19 protein-coding genes are annotated in these 20,622 nt (G+C 43.5%); 2 read left to right on the plus strand and 17 right to left on the minus strand.

All coding sequences use genetic code 11. The features are described from left to right. The first annotated feature begins 287 nt into the window (after positions 1-287). Complete coding sequence (locus H9647_RS13265) at positions 288-1,538, plus strand: MFS transporter (RefSeq protein ID WP_191800833.1); 1,251 nt, start codon at positions 288-290, stop codon at positions 1,536-1,538. Positions 1,539-1,627: 89 nt separating this feature from the next. On the opposite strand, the gene H9647_RS13270 is transcribed toward H9647_RS13265, so the two are convergent. Together H9647_RS13270 and H9647_RS13275 are read right to left on the minus strand one after the other, a co-directional pair. Next, the gene (locus H9647_RS13270) at positions 1,628-2,104 is read right to left on the minus strand and encodes a glutathione peroxidase (protein ID WP_191800649.1); all 477 of its coding nucleotides are present in this window, start codon (positions 2,102-2,104) and stop codon (positions 1,628-1,630) included. A gap of 162 nt (positions 2,105-2,266) precedes the next feature. Then, positions 2,267-3,937 (minus strand): amidohydrolase, encoded by a 1,671-nt coding sequence (locus tag H9647_RS13275; protein WP_191800835.1) that lies wholly within the window; start codon positions 3,935-3,937, stop codon positions 2,267-2,269. Between the two features lie 208 nt (positions 3,938-4,145). On the opposite strand from H9647_RS13275, the gene H9647_RS13280 reads away from it, so the two are divergent. Then, complete coding sequence (locus H9647_RS13280) at positions 4,146-4,694, plus strand: GNAT family N-acetyltransferase (protein WP_191800651.1); 549 nt, start codon at positions 4,146-4,148, stop codon at positions 4,692-4,694. Between the two features lie 87 nt (positions 4,695-4,781). On the opposite strand, the gene H9647_RS13285 is transcribed toward H9647_RS13280, so the two are convergent. The 15 genes from H9647_RS13285 to H9647_RS13355 form a co-directional block, all read right to left on the minus strand. Next, on the minus strand, positions 4,782-5,591 hold the full coding sequence (locus tag H9647_RS13285; RefSeq protein WP_191800653.1) for a hypothetical protein: 810 nt from the start codon (positions 5,589-5,591) through the stop codon (positions 4,782-4,784). Positions 5,592-5,640: 49 nt separating this feature from the next. Next, positions 5,641-6,495, minus strand: coding sequence for an ABC transporter ATP-binding protein (locus H9647_RS13290; RefSeq protein ID WP_191800655.1), 855 nt, complete (start codon positions 6,493-6,495; stop codon positions 5,641-5,643). 261 nt (positions 6,496-6,756) lie between these two features. After that, entirely contained in the window at positions 6,757-8,394 is a 1,638-nt protein-coding gene (locus tag H9647_RS13295) for a DEAD/DEAH box helicase (RefSeq protein ID WP_191800837.1), read from the minus strand. Positions 8,395-8,469: 75 nt separating this feature from the next. Next, complete coding sequence (locus tag H9647_RS13300; protein ID WP_191800657.1) at positions 8,470-9,834, minus strand: aldehyde dehydrogenase; 1,365 nt, start codon at positions 9,832-9,834, stop codon at positions 8,470-8,472. Between the two features lie 151 nt (positions 9,835-9,985). Next, positions 9,986-11,650 carry an ABC1 kinase family protein gene (locus H9647_RS13305; protein WP_191800659.1) on the minus strand — a complete coding sequence of 555 codons (1,665 nt, stop codon included), beginning with the start codon at positions 11,648-11,650 and terminating at the stop codon, positions 9,986-9,988. Continuing rightward, positions 11,651-12,040, minus strand: coding sequence for a phasin family protein (locus tag H9647_RS13310; RefSeq protein ID WP_191800661.1), 390 nt, complete (start codon positions 12,038-12,040; stop codon positions 11,651-11,653). Positions 12,041-12,124: 84 nt separating this feature from the next. After that, positions 12,125-12,775, minus strand: a complete 651-nt coding sequence (locus H9647_RS13315; protein WP_191800663.1) for a ThuA domain-containing protein — start codon at positions 12,773-12,775, stop codon at positions 12,125-12,127. A gap of 367 nt (positions 12,776-13,142) precedes the next feature. After that, the gene (locus H9647_RS13320; protein WP_191800665.1) at positions 13,143-14,492 is read right to left on the minus strand and encodes a hemolysin family protein; all 1,350 of its coding nucleotides are present in this window, start codon (positions 14,490-14,492) and stop codon (positions 13,143-13,145) included. 216 nt (positions 14,493-14,708) lie between these two features. Next, complete coding sequence (locus H9647_RS13325) at positions 14,709-15,530, minus strand: uroporphyrinogen-III synthase (protein ID WP_191800667.1); 822 nt, start codon at positions 15,528-15,530, stop codon at positions 14,709-14,711. 55 nt (positions 15,531-15,585) lie between these two features. Continuing rightward, the gene (locus H9647_RS13330; RefSeq protein WP_191800669.1) at positions 15,586-15,996 is read right to left on the minus strand and encodes a DoxX family protein; all 411 of its coding nucleotides are present in this window, start codon (positions 15,994-15,996) and stop codon (positions 15,586-15,588) included. Positions 15,997-16,053: 57 nt separating this feature from the next. After that, a complete protein-coding gene (locus tag H9647_RS13335) occupies positions 16,054-16,917 on the minus strand; it encodes a M56 family metallopeptidase (RefSeq protein WP_191800671.1) in 864 nt (287 codons plus the stop codon). Then, on the minus strand, positions 16,914-17,330 hold the full coding sequence (locus H9647_RS13340) for a BlaI/MecI/CopY family transcriptional regulator (RefSeq protein WP_191800673.1): 417 nt from the start codon (positions 17,328-17,330) through the stop codon (positions 16,914-16,916). The genes H9647_RS13335 and H9647_RS13340 overlap by 4 nt, the downstream gene beginning before the upstream one ends. 145 nt (positions 17,331-17,475) lie before the next feature. After that, on the minus strand, positions 17,476-18,936 hold the full coding sequence (locus tag H9647_RS13345) for a catalase (RefSeq protein WP_191800675.1): 1,461 nt from the start codon (positions 18,934-18,936) through the stop codon (positions 17,476-17,478). 220 nt (positions 18,937-19,156) lie between these two features. After that, positions 19,157-19,972, minus strand: a complete 816-nt coding sequence (locus H9647_RS13350; RefSeq protein ID WP_191800677.1) for a winged helix-turn-helix transcriptional regulator — start codon at positions 19,970-19,972, stop codon at positions 19,157-19,159. Beyond that, on the minus strand, positions 19,948-20,346 hold the full coding sequence (locus H9647_RS13355; protein ID WP_191800679.1) for a Fur family transcriptional regulator: 399 nt from the start codon (positions 20,344-20,346) through the stop codon (positions 19,948-19,950). The genes H9647_RS13350 and H9647_RS13355 overlap by 25 nt, the downstream gene beginning before the upstream one ends. Positions 20,347-20,622 lie beyond the last annotated feature (276 nt).

A 20,622-nucleotide genomic window follows, 5' to 3' on the forward strand; every position in this document is an offset into this window, starting at 1 on the left:
CATTCTTATATAAATTTTGCAGGCATTCGTTTGTCTTGTGATTTAATTCACTAATGTTTATATCCTGATTATAATGTGATATTTTTCACATTGCAAGCCCTTTTTTATCATTTTCCCAAGATTTTTTTGGCTGTTCTGCACTCACTGAGCTCTTTATGAGCAATATTTAAATTGTTTTTACAAATATTAGGAGTAGAATAGAGGCTAACTTATTGATTATACGACCTCACATTTTATTGTCATGCAAATTGGGCCGGGGGGTCGTTCATGCGAAAGGACGTGTCTCGATGGATTTCCCTTGGAAACGAAATCTCGCTGTACTCTGGATCGGTGTCTTTTTTTGCAGTACAGCCTATTCGATTTCTATCCCCTTCTTACCTATCTTCATGAATACAGAGCTCGGCATCGGAGAAAACAGGCTCGAATTATGGTCTGGCGTAGCCTTTGGGATTACCTTCCTTGCCAGTGCACTCATTTCTCCCTTTTGGGGCTCCTTAGCTGATAAATACGGGCGCAAACCGATGCTTATAAGGTCTGGTTTCGCCCTTTCCCTTCTTTACCTGATCAACTACTTCGTACATGACCCTTACCTGTTTATTATTGTACGAATCTTTCAAGGGTTACTGGCTGGATTTGTTCCCGCATCCATTGCTCTTGTCGCCACCAATACTCCAGAAGCAAAGACAGGATATGCGCTTGGGATTATGTCCACTGCTGGTGCGACAGGCAGCATCATTGGTCCACTCATTGGGGGTGTGGTCAGTCACTACTATGGCAATCGGAACGCCTTTTTATTTTCTGCGATTATAGTGCTTGTCTCCGCTCTGATTGCTACCTTTTTTGTGAAGGAGCATAATTTTGATCGTTCCGCACCCCGTTCCAGAGTAAGAGATGACATTAAGCAAGCGTCTGCCAACAAACCCTTTATGGCACTGCTTGGTGTTATGGCAGTAACTACGTTCTCTGTCATGATTTTAGAACCGCTGCTTACCGTGTACGTCATGGAGATGGGTGTCGACAAAAGCAGTGCTTCCCTGACTTCGGGCATCATCTTCTCTTCTGTTGGAATCGCTACAATTATCATGGCTCCTCGCTGGGGTAAAATCGGGAGAAAAATCGGCTACGCCAAAGTGCTTATGATTGGGCTAATCGGTGGTGGACTAGGAAACATCGCTCAATTCTTTGTGAGCGACTATATCGGTTTTGGAGCTCTTCGCTTCGGATATGGTTTGTTTTTTGCAGCTGTATATCCCACGATTAATGCACTTATTGTGGAAACTACAGACTCTTCTTTCCGAGGAAGGGCGTTTAGTTTGAATCAATCGGCCTCACAGCTGGCTACAATGGCAGGACCCATTGTAGGTGGATTACTCGGCATCTGGCTGCCAATCCGCTGGATCTTCATTTTAAATGGCTTGACACTGCTTGTAGCCGCATGGCTTATTATTCGCAATAGTAACCTCCATCTCATGATCAAATCTGCAAAACCGAAACGAATCACGGTGAGGCAGCAGACTCATCTCAAGCAGAGGTCGTAATTGTAAATTAAAAAGCATCATGGGCAAACCCATGATGCTTTCCTTATATCTATTTTTCAAGGGAATCATTGATGAAATCTAAGTAGCCGTTATAATAATTTTTCAATAAGTGCTGTCATCTCTTCCGGAGATTGCTTAGGTTCAAAACGCTCCACAACTTCCCCGTTTCGATCAATCACAAACTTTGTAAAGTTCCACTGAATATCGCTGCTCTCTCCGCTGCCAGGTTTTTGCTCTTTTAGGTATTGGAAGATTGGGTGTGTATTCTCTCCATTCACATCAACCTTAGCAAAGACGGGGAAACTTACACCATAGTTGATTTGGCAAAATTCTTCGGCTTCTTCACTCGAACCCGGTTCTTGTCCGCCAAACTGATTGCATGGGAACGCAAGAACGACCAGCCCTTGGTCTTTATAACGATCATATAACTTTTGTAATTCCCCATACTGCGGAGTCAGTCCACACTTACTGGCTGTATTAGCGATAACGACTACCTTGCCTGTATACTTCTCTAGTGAAACTTCCTGATTTGTCGTTGTCACTGCTTGAAACGAATAAATAGACATATTTTATTCCTCCTCTTTTCCTACTAACTGCTTCTAGTACTCTATACTATACCCTTTTTCCTTCCCTTCAAAAATTCTCTATGTAACCCCACTCTCCCTGCTATAACAAAAAAACAAAGACCAAGGATACTTCCCTGGCCTATATACTCCTCGAACCCCGGCTCACTTCACCCCATCGTCCTGCTGAACGCCTTTTTCATAAATGAATTTGCCGTCCATTAGTGTAGCGAAAATCGAAATGTCCTTAATTCGAATCGAATCCACTTCGGTCGGATCTTCCTCTAGAATGACGAAGTCTGCTCTTTTTCCGCTTTCAATCGTTCCTGTCACTGCTTCTTCAAAATTCAGTTCTGCACCATAACTCGTCATCGCTCGCAGAGCAGTCAGCGCATCAATTCTTTGCTCCGCACCTAATACTTTGCCACTGCTTGTTACCCGATTCACTGCGGCCCATACTAAGAATAAAGGAGAGATTGGAGTGACAGGGCAATCGGAATGAAGAGTGAACAGAACCTTAAGCTCCTTTGCTTCTGCAAGCGGACTAATTCTAGCCGCTCGATCCGGTCCAAGAAACAACTTCTCGTGCCGATCCCCCCAGTAATAAACATGATTGATAAAAAAGGAACCTGCTACCCCGAGTTTTTGCATACGCTCCAGATCCTCTGTGGTAGCTGTCTGAACATGCTCGATCCGGTGCCGATGATCACTGCGTGGATTTGATGTCAACGCATACTCAAATGCATCTAATATGGAACCAATAGCCCGATCTCCGTTCCCATGTATTGCAATACGGAATCCTTTATCATGCCATTCCTTCACTTCGCTATTTAATTGTTCCTGCGATTTAATGAGTTCACCATACCGCTCGGCATCACAGAAGTACGGCTCTCGAAGTGCACCTGTCAGTCCTTGAATGGACCCATCTTGAAACAGTTTCACGCTGTCGAGCGAAGCTCTCCCTCCAGATCGCTCACGGAGGTAAGCATCCACCTCCTCAGCTGTCATGGATTGCAGTTTTTTATCCTGATTTAGCTTATCGCTGGATACCATCAGCTTCATGCGAAATGGAATGGCTTCTTGTTCAATTGCCTTCATACATAAATCAATATCATCTATATCCATACTCACACCCATTTTGGCATCCGTAGAAGTTGTAATTCCCTGAGCAGCATAAGTATAGGCCTCTTCTCGAAGTAAGGAGAGGACTTCTTCCTCACTTGGTCCCGGCAGATGAGAGCCGACAAGCATTGTCGCCCCTTCATAGAGAATGCCATTTAATTGTCCGCTGGCATCCCTCCCGAGACGTCCTCCCTTTGGATCCTGCATTGAATCACTAATATCTGCTATAGATAAAGCAACTGAGTTCGCTACACACAAATGTCCTGAGATGTGATAAACCACAACAGGATGATCCGGGGCAGCTGCGTCGAGATCTGCTTTGGTCGGATGCCTCATATCGAGTAAAGATGTATCGTCATATCCGAAACCTACAATCCAGGTATCTTTTCCAACTTCCGCAGCCTTTTCAGAAATTCGCTTTTGAATATCAGCGATCGTTTGATTTAGCGGGCTTTTGCAATCAATGAATCGTTTCAGCATAATTGCACTGATTAAGTGATTGTGTGTTTCAATAAACCCGGGAAGCACCGTTTTCCCTTGGAGGTCAATAACCGCATTATCATCAGACAGTTTGATTTCTTCCCGTGCAGGATTCATTTCCTTCCACAAGGCGCTGATTTTGCCATCCTTCACACCAATCGCCCCTGCTTTATTGTTATCACCATCTAAGGTCAGCACATTCGCATTAATTAACAACAGATCAAGTTCTATCATTTTCAAAAAATCCTCCTGTCCTATAAGCTCGAGATTTCTGCAAAATCCAGTCCATTTAATATGCCCAAAATAAAACAACTAATGACTCTGCTTGTGTAAAGACTTTCTCGAGGATAAGAAGGAATTGGTCACGAGTTCAAAACAACCTCTTGAATCTTCCATATTTTGAGATATAATATAAAAAATCATGAGATGGGGAGCCGTGGATATGCAGCCTACATTCGTAACCGAAAGACTGATACTAAGACCTCTTCAATTAGCTGACGCACCATCAATACAGAACCTTGCTGGAGAGAAGGACGTAGCAAGTACTACTTTATCTATTCCTCATCCCTATCCGGATGGTGCAGCAGAATCTTTCATTGCAGCTACTCAAGAAAGGTACAGTAAGAATCTCGGGAGCACCTTTGCCTTAATCTCAAAGGAAACTAGTGAACTTGTCGGCTGTGCAGGAATGCATATCGTCAGCGACTATAACAGAGCGGAACTCGCTTACTGGATCGGCAAGCCTTATTGGGGACACGGCTATGCGACAGAGGCGGCACGGCGCATGCTTGAGTATGGATTTGATGAGCTGAAGCTAAACCGGATCTGGGCCGCTGCCTTGGATAGAAACCCTGCTTCCTCGATGGTTATGCAGAAAATTGGTATGAAGTATGAAGGAAAGCTCGTACAACATATCAAGAAGTGGGGAGAATACGAGGATCTCGTCTATTACGGTATAACGATAAGCGAATATGAAACAGCTCTAGGGTAAAAATAAAGAGGCAGATACCAATGTATCTGCCTCTTTTCTATATATGTTTCCTAAAAACTATTTGTTAGATCTATCATTAGTCCACCGCTAGATGGTTACTGTACCCCGCATTTCCTCCGCTCGTGCGTTCCGTTCCTCAGCTGTCATTCTAGGGCAGGTAAAACATTTGCGATTCTTCCCATCCGATACTCGGTAGAACTCGCAGCATGCATCCTTCATTCGATACGGCTCTGCGGCATTTAGCGGATTCTCTATGTATACAGGCTCCAGATCGAATGGATTCTTTTTGCCATTAAATACGTCAGAACTAAAACTTTGCACGGCCTCTAAGTCTGCTGTCAGATATTCCGCAAGATCCTGCTCCCCGCAGGACAGTCCTCCCTTAAATAGATCAACATAATAAATGAGGACACCCGGTAACTGCTTCCATAATGCTAAAACAGGTACTCTCCCTCCTGCTGCCAATCCCTCTATTATTGGACCAAGTGTTCTAACATAGAACTGCTCCAGCATCTGTCTGCGTTCAGCTGCATCCGCGTGGTCCACGAGTTCACGTTCTTCTGTCTTGTGAAGTACAAAAGATAACTGCGGCGCACCCGAATCATTGGGTAACATCTGTATACTTAGGTTCGTGAGGGAAAGATCCACATATGTACCGCACTTCGATATCATATAATGGGCTGCTGCAAGCAGACCGCGAACGGTATGCATTACATACACCGCAGCTACTCCTATGGTCTCTGCTTGAAGATGGCGCTGATAAATCTCAAGCCATGGTTTTCCATATTCCGGACGAAGCAGCTCAAGTAAACTAATGTCTCTTACCGATTCAGAGGAGGGCTTTGTGTGAATTCCTCCATATTGAGCAAGTACAGCATAATCTAGCGCCATCTTCATTTCCCCACTTTCCTTTTCAGATTATTGCGATTATTTCTATCTATAAGATCTACACACCAGCAACTTGGCGTACTTGGGTTTGTATTGAACTTTCAACACCGATAAGTCCTCTGTGCTCCTTACCTGCAAGTGCATATGGCAGACAGAGTGGAACTCCTGTCCGAGGATCTGTTACAATGTCCGCCTCTATTCCAAACACTTCTCTCAGCACATCTGGAGTCATCACTTCCACCGGTGATCCTGTTGCAGCGGCCTTTCCTTGTTTGATTGCAATCATATGGTGCGCATAACGAGATGCATGATTCAGATCATGAACAACCATGACAATCGTGCGTTTTGCTGTAACATTCAGTTCCTCGAGTAACTGCAGCACTTCAAGCTGATGGGCCATATCAAGGAACGTCGTTGGTTCATCTAGAAAAAGAATGTCTGTATCTTGTGCCAGTGCCATAGCAATCCAAGCTCGCTGACGTTGACCACCCGACAATTGATCAATAGGACGATCGTGGAATTCACTAAGACGAGTAGACTCAATGGCCCACTCAATCATTTTCTTATCCTCCGCTTGCAGTGAGCCAAAACCTTTCTGATAAGGAAAACGTCCATAAGATACCAGCTCTGTTACCGTCAGGCCTTCCGGCGCAGTTGGATTCTGTGGAAGAATTGCCAGTTGTTTCGCCACTTCCCGAGTGGACTGCTTATGAATAGATTTCCCGTCGAGCAATACTTGGCCTTTTTTCGGCTGCATCAAACGAGCCATTGTTTTAAGAATCGTAGACTTCCCAGAGCCGTTCGCACCCACTAGTGCTGTAATCTTGCCTTGAGGTATCTGTATATTCAGATCATCAACGATCAAACGGTCTTCATAAGCAATGCTTAGTCCTGCAGTTTCCAGGCGAAACATAAAATCATCTCCTCCACTTGATTGGCTAATCTACCTAAAAAGCTGACATCTCATGATGTATGTATGTGTAATATGAAGTTCAGACGAACAACAAATGAAAAATTCATGATGATTTTTATAATCTATTTAAAGATACTGATAATCATTATCATTTGTCAAGTCATGCTTCGTTAGTTTTTGCTGCCAATTCACTAAATAAACACAAAAAAACACGCCTTTTTTCAAAGGCGTGTTTTGAACTTTGAACCACTTATAATCGAATTAACGTCCTTTTCGTACACCAGAACGACTTCGGTCACTGCTGCTCGAGGAACGACGGTTATCTCTGCTTTGAGATGATGAACCGCTCCGACTGCTGCTTTGTGAGCTTCTTCCACTGCCATAGCCGCCGCTGCTTGAACGTGATTTACCGCTAGCACTAGCTGCTCCTTCTGAAGCACGCCATGGGCGATCGCTGTCCGCTCTCTTCTGGCCAGTACTGCCTCCAGAACGTCCGCTGCTGCGTGGTTTGTCCGAAACTTGGCGCACAGATTCACTGCTGCGCTTGCTTCCGCCGCGCTCTAGATCATAGAAAGCCCCCTGCTGTCCGCGGCTTCTGCCTCGGCCATTACCAGATGAATCCTCACTCTTGCGTGATCCGCTGCGACCGCCGCTTCTTCCACCGCCGGCACGGCTTGCATCTCGTTTAGCATCCGGACGAACTCTGCGTGTTTCTCCACCGCTGCCCCATGAGCTAGTACCAAGAGCGAGCTTCTCGATCGTTCCCGGCTCACCAGCAACACCGCTTTGCCATACTGCGCGGTCAAGACGCTGCTCTGTTCCTTCTTCAATCTTTGCGATCTCCGGCTTGTCTTTCTGAGCAGCAAATGTAATTGCCAGCCCTTTGCCTCCCGCACGGCCCGTTCTTCCGATTCGGTGAATATAGCTTTCCGCATCATGAGGAATATCGTAATTGAATACATGCGTTACGCCTTCCACATCAAGACCTCGGGCTGCTACATCAGTAGCCACAAGAAGTTGCAGCTTGGCATTACGGAATGCTTTCATTACTGTCTCGCGCTTCGCTTGAGAGAGGTCTCCATGAAGCTCGCCACTCGCATATCCAAGATCTTGCAAAGCTTCATTAAGAACAGATGCACGACGTTTCGTACGACAGAAAATAATGCCGAGGTATGGACGGTATTGCTCAATTGCCCCGATCAGTGCTTCTTGTTTCGTACGGTCCGTTACTTCTACTACTAACTGACGAATTTGTTTTACAGGAATTATATTACTGGACTGTACTTTAACATCAACAGGTTCTTTCATGTAAGCACGGGCCAGATTACGAATACCAGAAGGCATCGTTGCTGAGAAGAGCATCGTTTGACGCTTGTAAGGGAGAGCCTTCATGAGCATTTCCACGTCATTCAGGAATCCCATATGAAGCATTTGGTCTGCTTCATCCAGAACCAGCATCTTCACTTTATCAAGGACAAGGGTTCCGCGGCCTAAATGATCCAGCAGTCTTCCAGGCGTACCAATGATGATTTGTGCTCCGCCTTTAAGTTTGTGCAATTGTTTCTCAACATCTTGTCCACCGTAAACAGCGAGAACCCGGATATCTTCTCTTGATTCCGTCAGCTTCTTCGCTTCTGTTGTAATTTGTAGAGCAAGTTCTCTTGTAGGGGCTACAATCAGTGCTTGTGGAGAACGATCTTCCGCGTTAAGACGCTGCAAGATCGGCAGCATAAAGGCGAATGTCTTCCCTGTTCCTGTCTGTGCCTCAGCAATAATATCCGATCCTTGGAGCAAGATCGGAATTGATTTTTCTTGTACCGGTGTCGGTACCGCAATTCCCTGCAAACGCAGTGCTTCATTCCATTCGGGCAGAACGCCCAACTTATCAAAACCTACCAAATTTTTCACCTCATGGTTTTATTTCCAGCTATTTTTTATATTCGTCTACCTTAAGCAACATGACCAGCAATTATTCTACTTCATGAACCGGCGCATCATAACAGACCCGGTCTTGGAAGGATAACGAAATTTAATATCAAAAGCATTGGTTTGCTTCAGTACACTTTTCATATGTGAGAATGCAGTGAAGCTATACTCTCCGTGATAATTGCCCATGCCGCTTTCCCCTACGCCGCCAAATGGCAGATACGGTGTAGCTATATGCATAAGTGTATCATTAATAGACCCTCCACCAAAAGGTATTTGTTCAACAATTCGGTCTTGAACGGACTGATTGACCGTAAAGAGATACAAAGCGAGTGGTTTTGGCCTAGCATTTACCATATCTACGACTTCGTCCAGGTGCTTATAGGTCATCATCGGTAAAATCGGGCCGAATATTTCTTCCTGCATGACAGGACTTTCCCAAGACACTTCATCTAATAAGGTCGGTGCTATTTTCAGCGATTCAGGGTCTGTCTCTCCGCCAAGAACAATAGAGCCGTCCGTGAGAAAAGATTGTAATCGCTCAAAATGTCTAGGAGTAACAATTCTCCCGTAATAATCGCTTAACAGCGGATCCTTGCCGTAGAATTGTCTGATCGCTTTTTCATATTCCGTGACAAATGCGTCTCTTACACTCTCATGAACCAGTAAATAATCAGGAGCGATACATGTTTGCCCGCTGTTTGTCAGTTTCCCAAAAGCAATACGTTTTGCAGCAAGCTTCATATTGGCATCATGGTGAACGATACATGGACTTTTCCCGCCCAGCTCCAGCGTCACTGGAATAAGACGCTCAGACGCAGCTTTCATGACCACCTTACCAACGGCAACACTGCCTGTGAAAAATATTTTATCAAAAGGTTCAGCTAGCAGCATCTCGCTTGCCTCTACACCGCCTTCTACAGCTGTTACAAAAGCAGGATCAAATACTTCGCCGATCATCGAAGTGATGACAGCCGATACATGCGGCGTCAGCTCCGACGGCTTAATGACAGCCGTATTTCCGGCTGCAATTGCCCCGATCAGGGGAGAGATAGCGAGCTGAAATGGGTAATTCCAGGGTGCAATGATCAGTACACTGCCATAAGGTTCAGGGACAATATACCCCTTACTGCCAATATGCGTTTTTGCCGTTTTTACTTTTCGAGGCTTCATCCACCGCTTCAAACGTTTAGATACGAATGAAATCTCTTCAAACAAAATACCGATCTCGGTCATATATGCTTCTTGGTCACTTTTGCTTAGATCAATCTTTAGTGCTTCTAGGATTTCAGGTTCTCTGCGCCGAATGGCCTCTTTCAGTAAATCAAGCTGCTTTATTCTTGCTTCATAAGGCCGGGTTGCGCCCGTTCTATAGTAAAGTTTCTGTTTATGTACCATTTCGCTTACGTTCATTATGGACTTACCCCCTGTCATTACACTAATCATTACCAAACCAGGATTCTATATAAATTCGTTACTTGTTCCTGATTATACATGGATTCCCCTTAACTACAAAGCTCCCCGCCCTGATCTAGGGAAGAGGAGCTTTTTCTTTGTGCCTGTTTTATTGTTTTCTTGATCGAATAATAGAAATAATAAGCCATAACACCATTAAAGCAGCGATAATCATGCCAATTTCGAGCAGCGGTACATGCCAGACCTGCTCCATCTTTGAAGCTCCGATAAATAAACCTACCATGAGAATACTAAAAGAAAGCAATACGATGCTGAGTGATAATTTATTGGTGATTTGGTCTAGCTTATGTTCAAATTGTTCAATTTCGGGAATGCTGATTTCGACCTTCAGTTTACCTTTACTGATAATGGAAGACAGCAGTCGTGCTTGTCCCGGCAAATCGATCAATGTCTCAAACAGCTCCGTCATACCGCCCAGCACTTTCCCCTTAATCCGTCTTGAGCTGAACTTCTCACGCATCAGCTTCCGGCCAAAAGGCTCTGCCATATCAATAATACTAATGGTAGGATCTAGATTTTCAATAACCCCTTCGAGAGTCACCAGGGCTTTGCCTAGTAAGATTACATCAGAAGGCATGGTTACTTGGTGTCTTTGCGCCACGCCAAATAAATCATTCAGCGCTTGCCCAATACTGATACTGGAAAAAGGAAGATCGTAATAATCGTCCCGAATCCGGTCGAGGTCTCTGCGAAGGGAGGCCATCTTCGTCCCATCCGGAATCATGCCGAGACGCTGAATAGCACGCACCATTCCTTCCGTATTCTTTCGCATCAGCGATATGATCAGGGAAGATAGCTGTTCTTTCAATTCTTCGTTTAGGCGTCCGACCATTCCGAAATCCAAGTAAGCCAGCGATCCGTTCTTCATGACCATTAGATTGCCCGGATGGGGATCTGCATGGAAGAAGCCTTCAATAAAAATTTGGTGCAGCATGGAATCCACTAACCGCTGCGCTATATTTTTCAGATCGTACCCTTTCGCGATGAGTACATCCCGCTGATTCAGCATGATCCCGTCCATATACTCCATCGTCAGTACCCTTGCAGTCGTGTAGTCCCAATAAATAACAGGGACATGAACCTCTGGATTCTCTGCAAACTGTAGCCCGACCTTTTCTGTATTTCTACCTTCATAGCTGTAATCCAGCTCCGCAAGTAAAGAAACAGCGAATTCATTCACCATCTCCTGCAATTGATACCTGGTTACCCATTCCCATCTTCGCTCGGCAAGAGCAACAAAATCTTTGAGTATATTCAGGTCACGCTGAATTACAGGCGATATTCCAGGTCTCTGAATCTTGATCGCCACCTGCTCCCCGCTCCGCAGTCTGCCGATATGTACCTGACCTATACTCGCAGCGGCAAGAGGGGTATCATCAAATTCAGTGAGGAGCTCTTCAAGGGGACTGTTCAGCTCCTGTTCCAGTATGCCTCTTGCAATCTCTGGTGAAAAAGGAGGGACCTGATCTTGAAGTTTGGTCAGCTCCGATATAATTCCTGGAGGCAGCAAATCGGAACGAGTACTTGCAAGTTGTCCTAATTTAACAAAAGTCGGTCCAAGATCCTCCAAGACGTGTCTTATCCGCTCACCAAGGGTCTTGGCTTCCGGACCTGTCTCATGGGTAATCCACCTTCTGGGTAAAGATAACACCTGAAAAAAGCTGATTTCTTCCACAATATAGCCGAAGCCATGACGCATCAGCGCCATGGCAATTTCTCTATATCGTCCGGCATTTTTAATATGCACTACCATTTATTCAATCTCGTTTCCTTTAGGAGGCTGCTCTATTTCAGGCGTTGACGTAAGAATCGGTGTTTCTGGATGTTTCGCAGGCTGACTTGTTTCGAGTGCAGACAGTTTCTGTTCCAGTTCCTCAATTCGCATGTTTAGTCGGTTTACATCTGTTTTGGTGGGTACACCCAGATCAATTAGCACTTTCTCCACTTGACCTTCAATCATTTTCTTAAAGCCTGTTTGTTCTTCATTTCCACGTTCCATAAGCTTATCAACCAGTGCCTTGGATTCGGATGGTGCCAGTTCACCGCGCTTGACGAGGTCGCCTACAACACTCTCCACTTTCTCTTTACTAACCAGCGTAAGTCCCAATCCTAGAGAAACCGCCTTTTTAAACAAATCGCTCATGCCTTTCATCCTCCTTCTGAAAAAATCTGATTCTATACTAGTATATACCTATATTACCCAATCAAGCGAAAGTACGTCCGATCTCTAATTACGTTTTGGCTTCGTACGTGTTGCCCACATTGCTGATTGTAAAAGAAGTCGTCTGAATGATTCGTTATTGAAAGAAGGAACCGAATGTCCTGGCATAAGATAAACGACACGTCCCATGCCATAGTTATGAGCCCAAGCTGCAGGCCATGACTTCCCATCTTCATTCATATACTCAAGAAGAACCTTGATATCAGCGAAGTTATCAAATTCAATCTCATAAGGTTCCTCTTCCATTGAGAAGTTATCTATTCCGGACACAATGGGATGAAGCGGATCTGTGACTTGGAACCTGAGTTCACGCGGAGCAGGATGACCTGTGAATCTGCCACCTAATAATTGAGCTATTTCATAACGATTATGCATGGAAATACCGTTATGCAGCACTAGGAGAGCGCCTCCTCCGCTGACGTAACTAAGCAATCCTGCGGCCTGCTGCGGAGCAATCGCTCCTTTCCAATCATCCAGATAAGAAATAAGCAGGTCATAACCAGCTAAGTTTTCCATTAACATCAAATTGCGATTTTCACTGCACTGTACGGTCATTTCATCTTGCAAAATACGGCTGACTTCCGCGTCAACTCCTTGCAAGGGGTGATACATGGGATGTGTATAATCTCCCAATAGTAATACTTTTTTTCGACTCATTAACCATTTCTCCTTTGCTCTGCTTTTGTCTGATTCATTTCGTTTCATTTGCTTACGCAAAGCAAGAAAGTTCGCATGCCTTTACTCGCTTATATGATCATATCTATCCTTACCACCCTAAAGAGGTAAAATTAGAAACGAATTAACTTCATGGTCGTTGATTTGCCTAGTATAGCCGCAATCGTTCTTCTAAATCCATAAGTTACATAACAGACAAAAAGCTTTGTATTTACCACTACTTTTGAATTCGGCGCTATTCGAAAATACCCTTTATTCATTCTGTGAGTTTACCATATTCGTCATATAATTCCGTATAAAAACAAACAAATCACAGAAAAAAATCTCTGCGATTTGTTTTATAACAACTTTACTCTTCAGGAGATAATTCCTCACCATCTTGATGGAGTGATCTTTCCTCTTCGGGCAGCCTCGTCATTTGAATTCGGCGAATACGCTGTTTTCCAACTTCCAACACTTTATAACGGAAACCACGGAATTCAAACTCGGGGCGCTCTTGTTTTGTGGGAATACGGCCAATGGTACCCACCATAAATCCACTAAGGGTATCGTACTCTTCTTCCGGCAAACTTGCTTTTGTAATCTGGCTTACTTCATCCAAATGGGCGATCCCTGTAAAAATGTAGGTATCTTCATCCACTTGTTCAAAGATCGACTCTTCTTCATCATACTCATCATAAATAGAGCCTACAATCTCCTCGATTAAATCTTCGATCGTAATGAGACCTGCCGTACCTCCGTATTCATCGACCACAATCGCCATATGCACTCGGTTTTGTTGCAGTTCTTCGAGAAGGTCGTCCCCTTTTTTCGACTCAGATACAAAATAAGCAGGACGGATCATATCCATAATGCTCTTCGGCCTTGTGGTATCTTTTCTAAATTGAACAATCAAGTCTTTTACGTGCAGAATTCCAATGATATTATCGACTCGTTCTTCGAATACAGGAAACCGGGTATACTGCTCAGATTGCACAATTTCCAGCACGTCTTCTAGCGGAGTGTCCGCAGAAATTGCGATCATATCCGTACGATGAGTCATCATATCCGATACATCTTTATTATCAAAATCGAATATGTTATGGATGATCATCTTTTCGCTTTGCTGAATCGTTCCTCTCTCAAGCCCTGTATCTACAAGCATCCGAATTTCTTCTTCGGAAGCTTCCTCATCCTCCGCATTGGGATCAATACCAAACAAACGGACGGTAAGATTTGTCGATACCGTAAGCAGTTTTACAAAAGGATTGACGACCTTAGACAACACGCTTAGCGGACTTGATACCGCGAGTGCAATCGCTTCTGCCTTTTTCATCGCAATCCGTTTCGGAACAAGCTCACCAAATACCAGTGTAAAGTAAGAAAGAATCAATGTAATAACAATGACCGATACAGAAGAAAGCACAGATGGTGAGATATCAACACCAAGCGACAACACATAATCCACAAGCAGGGACGCAAATTTATCTGCTGCAAATGCACTGTTCAAAAATCCAGCAAGTGTGATTCCGATCTGGATCGTGGATAGAAAGCCTGTTGGTTCCTCCAGTAACTTCTCTAGCTTCTGTGCACGTTTATTTCCTTCGAGCGATAAAATGCGAATTCGGTTGTCATTAATGGAGATCAGTGCCATCTCAGAAGCTGCGAAGAAAGCATTAACGACAAGTAAGATGAGAATGACTAAAATATCAAACCCCAATGGTTGTTGCACCTCCTAATTCATCAGTCCACTCCAGGAAACTCCTGTGAGTGTCGAAATATGTACAATATAAATAATAAGTCTCTTACCTATCTAAACACAAATTTGAGTAACGACACGCTTAGTCATACACCTTCTAGTCTAAATAACGCAAAAACACCTCACCTCTCTTGGTCAGGTGTTCTTGCCCTATAGGTTGTAACAAGATTGTCCTTCTTATACTCGCTCTTTCTCAGCAAAATACTTACCTAATGAAACGATCATACTTCCCATGCGCTCCTCCTCTGGAATTACCTTAGGGGTAACCCCTTCCTCCATCATGGCTTGCGCAGTTACCCTACCAACCGCAGCGGCAACCACATCCTCTTCAAAGCGTTGTTTCATATCTGCTAGCTTCCCATGTTTCTCGGCATAAGCTGTAAGAAAACGAATCTGCGGAGCACTCGTAAAAGTAACTGCATCGATTCTTTGCTGAAGAATGTCTTCAAGCAGTTCTTCCAGATCCGTATCTTGAGGGGGCACATGGCGATAAGGCAGTACTTCCCTGATCTCCGATGTTCCTCTCTCTTTCAGCCATGCCATAAGGCGTGGAGCAGACTCTCCATGGAGCTGAACGAGAATACGCTTTCCTTGAAGGTCATAACTCATAAGTTCTCGAATGAGTCCTGAGGTACTTCCATCATCATCTCTAACGGCAGGTGTTAAATTCCGTTTACGAAGTGCATTTACTGTCTTATAACCACGTGCTGCAATATGTGAGTGCTGCAAAGCCTCAAGTAGCTCTTCCTGAAGTTCAAGTTGCTCGGCTGCCTGAAATATCGCATCTAGCCCCATACCTGTCGTAAGGATCGTCCAATCGGGTGGACTCTTCACCCAAGTTTCTATACTGCTTTTCAGATGTTCATCATCTACAAAAACGGTTCCTTGTGCAGGTCGCAGCAGCGGAGTACCGCCTAACTTTCTCACGATCATGGACATCTCTTCAGACTTCCGGGGTCCAGCGAGTGCAACTTTTTTTCCAAGTAAATTTTGTGCCATTTCTTATGAATCCCCCTCTATGCTTATGTTGTCCTGCGTTTAGATGAATCGTATGTTATCTGCGGTTTCTTCGGAAGAAACGATCTACTGCCACATATCTACTGCCTGCTACAGCAAGCGTGATTCCCATTCCAATTAGTGCAACATCGAGCTCATAGCCGCCAATAAACCCACTCTCTGCCTTCGCAGTAAAGATAGCTACGAATAGAACAGCAACAAATAGAAGACTCACAATTCGTGTAAATAAACCAATAATTAAAAACACCCCGCCAAAGAACTCTACCAAACCTACAATGGTTGCCATTGAGCCCGGTAGACCCAAACTAATAAAATAGCTTTGTGTATCCTCCATACCTTGGAATTTGGTAATGCCATGGATTAAAAAAATGATACCAAGTACTAATCTAGTAATTAGAAGTCCAAGCTCCATGTTTCGAGTCTGGCTTTGATTTCGGTTGCTATACATTTTCCCATTCCTCCTGCGAATTCATGTGTTTTTTATTTCCTTTTTTCCATTCATCTATCAATGAGGAACTACGTTAAATACAGCAAACAATGCAATCAGAATGAAGACTGAGCATAGCAAGCATGAGCCGGATATTCGTAAAGGCAACTCCTTATCCGGTTCCAAAATCCAAGCAATTCGGTCATTTACTGTACTTTCCGCAGCAAAAGAAGAAACCATACCACTATGAAAGCCAGAATTCACTGATGTACCCAATAGCTTAAGAAGGGCTCCACCCAAGCCGACAGGTGTACCTGCTTTGGTAATGGCATCATGGTCTGCCATAATCTCACGAACCATTTTGAAATTGAATAGTATCGATTTTAATATAGGTATATAACCAATGGTAGACACACCAAGTGTAAGAAGAAACGTCTTAAGCGGGTCATAATGCCGCAGATGATAGTGTTCATGATAGAGCACTGCTTCTATTTCTTGCTCATCTAACAGCTGAATCAGTCCCGAAGAGAGCACAATTCGCCTGCGGAACAATCCACAAGCAAAGGCAACGGGCTCATGGGTACGGATTACCACCAGATACTTGTGAAGTGTGAGATTCGGATAACGTTTCACATAATACGTTGTAAGATGAACATCAGTTAATTTGTATATGTATTTTAAAGCACGAGCCCCGCCAATGAGCTGGGTACATATATAGTAAAAAGTCAGTAGAAATGTTCCTGCAACGAATACGTTTAGTAAGTGAATAACAGACAACAACCCAAACTCTCTCATCCAGTGAGTACACCATGTAAATAGATTGAACGTCGTTTGAAAGCCCCAGATCATATGAACTACATATAATCCCATTTGAATATAAACAGCCCCGCAGATCAGAATTCCGCAGCAAAATAACATCCTCGAACGCAGCGCCCACTTCACGGTAAATCCTTCTTCCACTGCTTAATTCGGAGCTCAAGTTGTTTAATTAACTCGGGATCGGCAACTTCAACCGCATCGAGCATATGGGTAACTGCTATGGAACCAAACTGGTCCATCAGCTCATGAGTCAGTCCTTTCGACTGCGTATCCATGAACACCTCCCTTGATTGTACCGGGCGATACATTGAGGTCCTGCCTTGAAGTGTTTTAACGAGTATCCCTTTTTCAACAAGCCTGTTCATCACGGTCATGACCGTATTGAAACTTAGTGCTTTATCTTCTTCCAGTTTTAATTGAACTTCTTTAATGCTTACCTCTTCCTCATTCCAGAGGACGTCCATAATTTTTGCCTCTAGAGGACCAAAAAATCGGTTAAGACCTTGCTCTCCCACCTTAAAGTGACTAATCCTCATCAGCACCCCTCCACACTACCCATTGTATTGTCTCTCTTTCCTTTGTCAACATATGATTCCACTCGCATCCAGATTTTCATAAGAAAAAAACCGAGCAGACAGAAGGATTCTGACAGCTCGGTTTCTTGTGAAATTTAGAAATTAATTATTTGGTTGGTGGCATAAACTCACGAATATCTACACCAAGTCCTTCTGCAAGAAGCATTCCTAGTCTGTGATCTGCACGAATGAAGTTGCAAATCGCACGAAGCTGCGTTTGCTGTGGTGTCTGCTTCAGATCATTAATCAGATTTTTGTGAAGATTCTCCCGCTCCTGCTCGGTGAAGCTGCGATACGTATCTCCTGCTTGTTTGAAATCATCTTCTGTTTTCTCAATCGGTTCACGGGTAATATGCCCGCTGATCGCTACTTTAGAATCACGATATTTCGGATCTTCTTTCGGGCTGTCAGAAGAGCTGTTTGGCTCATAATTATATTCCGAAGGATTCTGGTTCATCTGCATAAGACCATCGCGCTGATAATTGTTCACTTTTGCATAAGGGCAGTTAATTGGAATCTGTGTATAATTCGCTCCCAGACGGTGACGCTGCGTATCTGGATAAGAGAACAAGCGACCTTGAAGCAGCTTATCTTCGGAAGCTTCAATTCCCGGTACAAGAACACTTGGTGAGAAAGCAACCTGCTCCGTTTCTGCGAAGAAATTCTCTGGGTTTCGGTTAAGTGTCATGCGTCCAACTGTTTGGTACGGATACTTATCCTCTGGCCAAATTTTGGTTGGATCAAGCGGATCAAACGTAAGTGCATCAATATCTTCTGGGTTCATAATTTGTACTTTAAGAACCCACTCCGGATATTCACCGCGTTCAATTGCATCATAGAGATCACGAGTAGCATGGTTAAAGTCTTTTCCTTGCGTCTCAGATGACTCTTCTGAACTGAAATTACGAACACCTTGCTGTGTTTCCCATTTATATTTAATGTATACCACTTCATCTTGATCATTGATCCATTTATAGGCATGAACACTGAATCCATCCATCTGACGGTAATTAGCTGGCGTACCGTAATCCGATAACAACCATGTCATCATGTGAGTAGACTCGGGTGTCAGTGTCATGAAATCCCAATATCTAGCCGGGTCTTGAATATTGGTTTTAGGTGATGGCTTTAAGGAGTGAACCATATCCGGGAATTTAATCGCATCACGGATAAAGAATACCGGCAAATGATTGCCAACTAAATCATAATTGCCTTCTTCCGTATAAAATTTAACTGCAAATCCGCGAGGATCACGAGCTGTTTCTGGAGATCCCTGTCCATGAATTACGGTAGAGAAACGTACAAAAACGGGTGTCTCTGTTCCTTCTTTCTGTAGAAAAGCAGCTTTTGTATACTTGGACATTGATTTTTCTACTTTAAAAACACCATGCGCTCCGGATCCACGTGCATGAACGACGCGCTCTGGAATCCGTTCACGGTCAAAGTGAGCGATCTTCTCAATCAAATGATAATCTTCAAGTAAGGTTGGACCTCTTCTTCCTGCGGTTCTAGAGTTTTGATTATCACCTACAGGTGTGCCTTGATTGGTAGTTAGACGTTCTGTCATATAGGGGTCACCCTTTCCATTCATTTATATTTATATGTGTAGTTAGATTTAATCTAAATTCATGTATTAATTGTAGCATGGGCCTCCGCTTTTTTTCATGAATATACTATGAATGATTTGTGATTAGAAAATGAAATCACTCTTACATATTATGAAGAAATGAAACTGTTTATGAACAAAACGAAAGCCCCTAAATGTTTAGACATTTAGGGGCTTTATTTTAGTCGGCCAGACGATAACCTACACCGCGGACTGTAATAATATATTTAGGGTCAGAAGCCTGATCTCCCAGCTTTTTACGAAGGCTTTTGATATGAACATCTACCACATTGCTCCCGCCGGTAAAATCAGTTTCCCATACTCGGCTGAGCATCTCTTCACGTGATATAACAGAGCCTTTCGCATTCATGAGAATGAGCAGAAGATCATATTCCGTTTTGGTAAGATGAACTTGTTCCTCCTGTTTAAGGACCAACATTCGCTCCAAATCCACTCTTAAATCCTTGAATATCAAGGAATCATTGCTGGTTGTTTGAACCGTTTGTTCTTGTCTTGGTACGGCACGGCTAATAATCCGCTGCACATGATACAGCGCTTCATGAGGTCTTCCCGGCCAAACCAGTAATTCTTCCTGAAGCATCTCGGGTGCTGCACCGCGAATAAATTTCTCACTCACAAGGAACAAGTTCTGTGAAGAAGTCGATTCTTTTAGCTTCATCTGAAGTTCAAGCGCATCCTGATCATCATAAGAAGTCACGTCATAAATCAGTAGATCATGCGGAATGTTATTATACAGTTCAGGCTCAAGCCTATGAAACATCATGACATCAAAGCATCGATCTGTCAGAACTTTAACCAAATCATGCACTTGATTCAGAGTAGGACTGATTAAGAGAATTCGCTTTGTCACCGCACAAAAAGGAACCGTGTCTTCTTCTGGTTTATTTAGCCATTGTGAAGACTTATCCTGTGAAATACGAACAGACGCATAAGGATATTGATTTTTATTCACTAATTCTTCCGCTTGCTTTGGCATTCTGGACATACACCCCCAAAAACTACATGCACATGGCCAATCTCATATTTTGTTTCTTTTGCAACAGATTCCGTCCAAGGTCCGGGTACTTCTGTCATGACCTCATCTACCTTACCGCAAACTTCACAAATGATGTGTTGATGGTCATCTGTTCTCGCGTCATATCTGCTGGCTGTCTCACCAAGCTTAAGTTCAACAATTAATTCTTTCTCTACCAGGTAACGCAATGAATTATACACTGTACCATAAGCTAAATTATATCCTTGTTGAGCAAGCATCGTCATCACTTCTGCTGCTGTTGGATGGTTGTGAGCGTTCTTGACTACATCATAAACCGCTTGACGCTGCGTTGTTAAATTTAATGTTCTAGGCATAAGATCATCAGATCTCCTTCTATTATAAAAATGATTCCGCATCATTAGTATTTATTTTTAGATTAAGTATAAATCTTAATTCATAACCAGTCAATCCCTGTATAAACGGTGTACCAATCACAGAAGATACGAGGATAGGAGTGTGATTACATTGATTAGAGCTATTTTTGCATTTATTATGATCGGGGTCACTGTCATTATATTTGACTGGACTACCGATATTTTATTCGGCAGAGGTTTTGCGGATTCTGGATTTAATATTAATAACTACGTTCT

Origin of the sequence: Paenibacillus gallinarum (genome assembly GCF_014836635.1) — a bacterium.
GTDB lineage: Bacteria > Bacillota > Bacilli > Paenibacillales > Paenibacillaceae > Paenibacillus > Paenibacillus gallinarum.

Excerpts from the sequence above, each read along its gene's own strand:
- H9647_RS13265 (WP_191800833.1), top strand. The coding sequence starts at position 288 with ATGGATTTCCCTTGGAAACGAAATCTCGCTGTACTCTGGATCGGTGTC.
- H9647_RS13330 (WP_191800669.1), bottom strand. The coding sequence starts at position 15,996 with ATGTATAGCAACCGAAATCAAAGCCAGACTCGAAACATGGAGCTTGGA.
- H9647_RS13305 (WP_191800659.1), bottom strand. The coding sequence starts at position 11,650 with ATGGTAGTGCATATTAAAAATGCCGGACGATATAGAGAAATTGCCATG.
- H9647_RS13280 (WP_191800651.1), top strand. The coding sequence starts at position 4,146 with ATGCAGCCTACATTCGTAACCGAAAGACTGATACTAAGACCTCTTCAA.
- H9647_RS13325 (WP_191800667.1), bottom strand. The coding sequence starts at position 15,530 with ATGGCACAAAATTTACTTGGAAAAAAAGTTGCACTCGCTGGACCCCGG.
- H9647_RS13355 (WP_191800679.1), bottom strand. The coding sequence starts at position 20,346 with ATGCCTAGAACATTAAATTTAACAACGCAGCGTCAAGCGGTTTATGAT.
- H9647_RS13300 (WP_191800657.1), bottom strand. The coding sequence starts at position 9,834 with ATGAACGTAAGCGAAATGGTACATAAACAGAAACTTTACTATAGAACG.
- H9647_RS13275 (WP_191800835.1), bottom strand. The coding sequence starts at position 3,937 with ATGATAGAACTTGATCTGTTGTTAATTAATGCGAATGTGCTGACCTTA.
- H9647_RS13290 (WP_191800655.1), bottom strand. The coding sequence starts at position 6,495 with ATGTTTCGCCTGGAAACTGCAGGACTAAGCATTGCTTATGAAGACCGT.
- H9647_RS13270 (WP_191800649.1), bottom strand. The coding sequence starts at position 2,104 with ATGTCTATTTATTCGTTTCAAGCAGTGACAACGACAAATCAGGAAGTT.
- H9647_RS13315 (WP_191800663.1), bottom strand. The coding sequence starts at position 12,775 with ATGAGTCGAAAAAAAGTATTACTATTGGGAGATTATACACATCCCATG.
- H9647_RS13345 (WP_191800675.1), bottom strand. The coding sequence starts at position 18,936 with ATGACAGAACGTCTAACTACCAATCAAGGCACACCTGTAGGTGATAAT.
- H9647_RS13340 (WP_191800673.1), bottom strand. The coding sequence starts at position 17,330 with ATGAGGATTAGTCACTTTAAGGTGGGAGAGCAAGGTCTTAACCGATTT.
- H9647_RS13285 (WP_191800653.1), bottom strand. The coding sequence starts at position 5,591 with ATGAAGATGGCGCTAGATTATGCTGTACTTGCTCAATATGGAGGAATT.
- H9647_RS13350 (WP_191800677.1), bottom strand. The coding sequence starts at position 19,972 with ATGCCAAAGCAAGCGGAAGAATTAGTGAATAAAAATCAATATCCTTAT.
- H9647_RS13310 (WP_191800661.1), bottom strand. The coding sequence starts at position 12,040 with ATGAGCGATTTGTTTAAAAAGGCGGTTTCTCTAGGATTGGGACTTACG.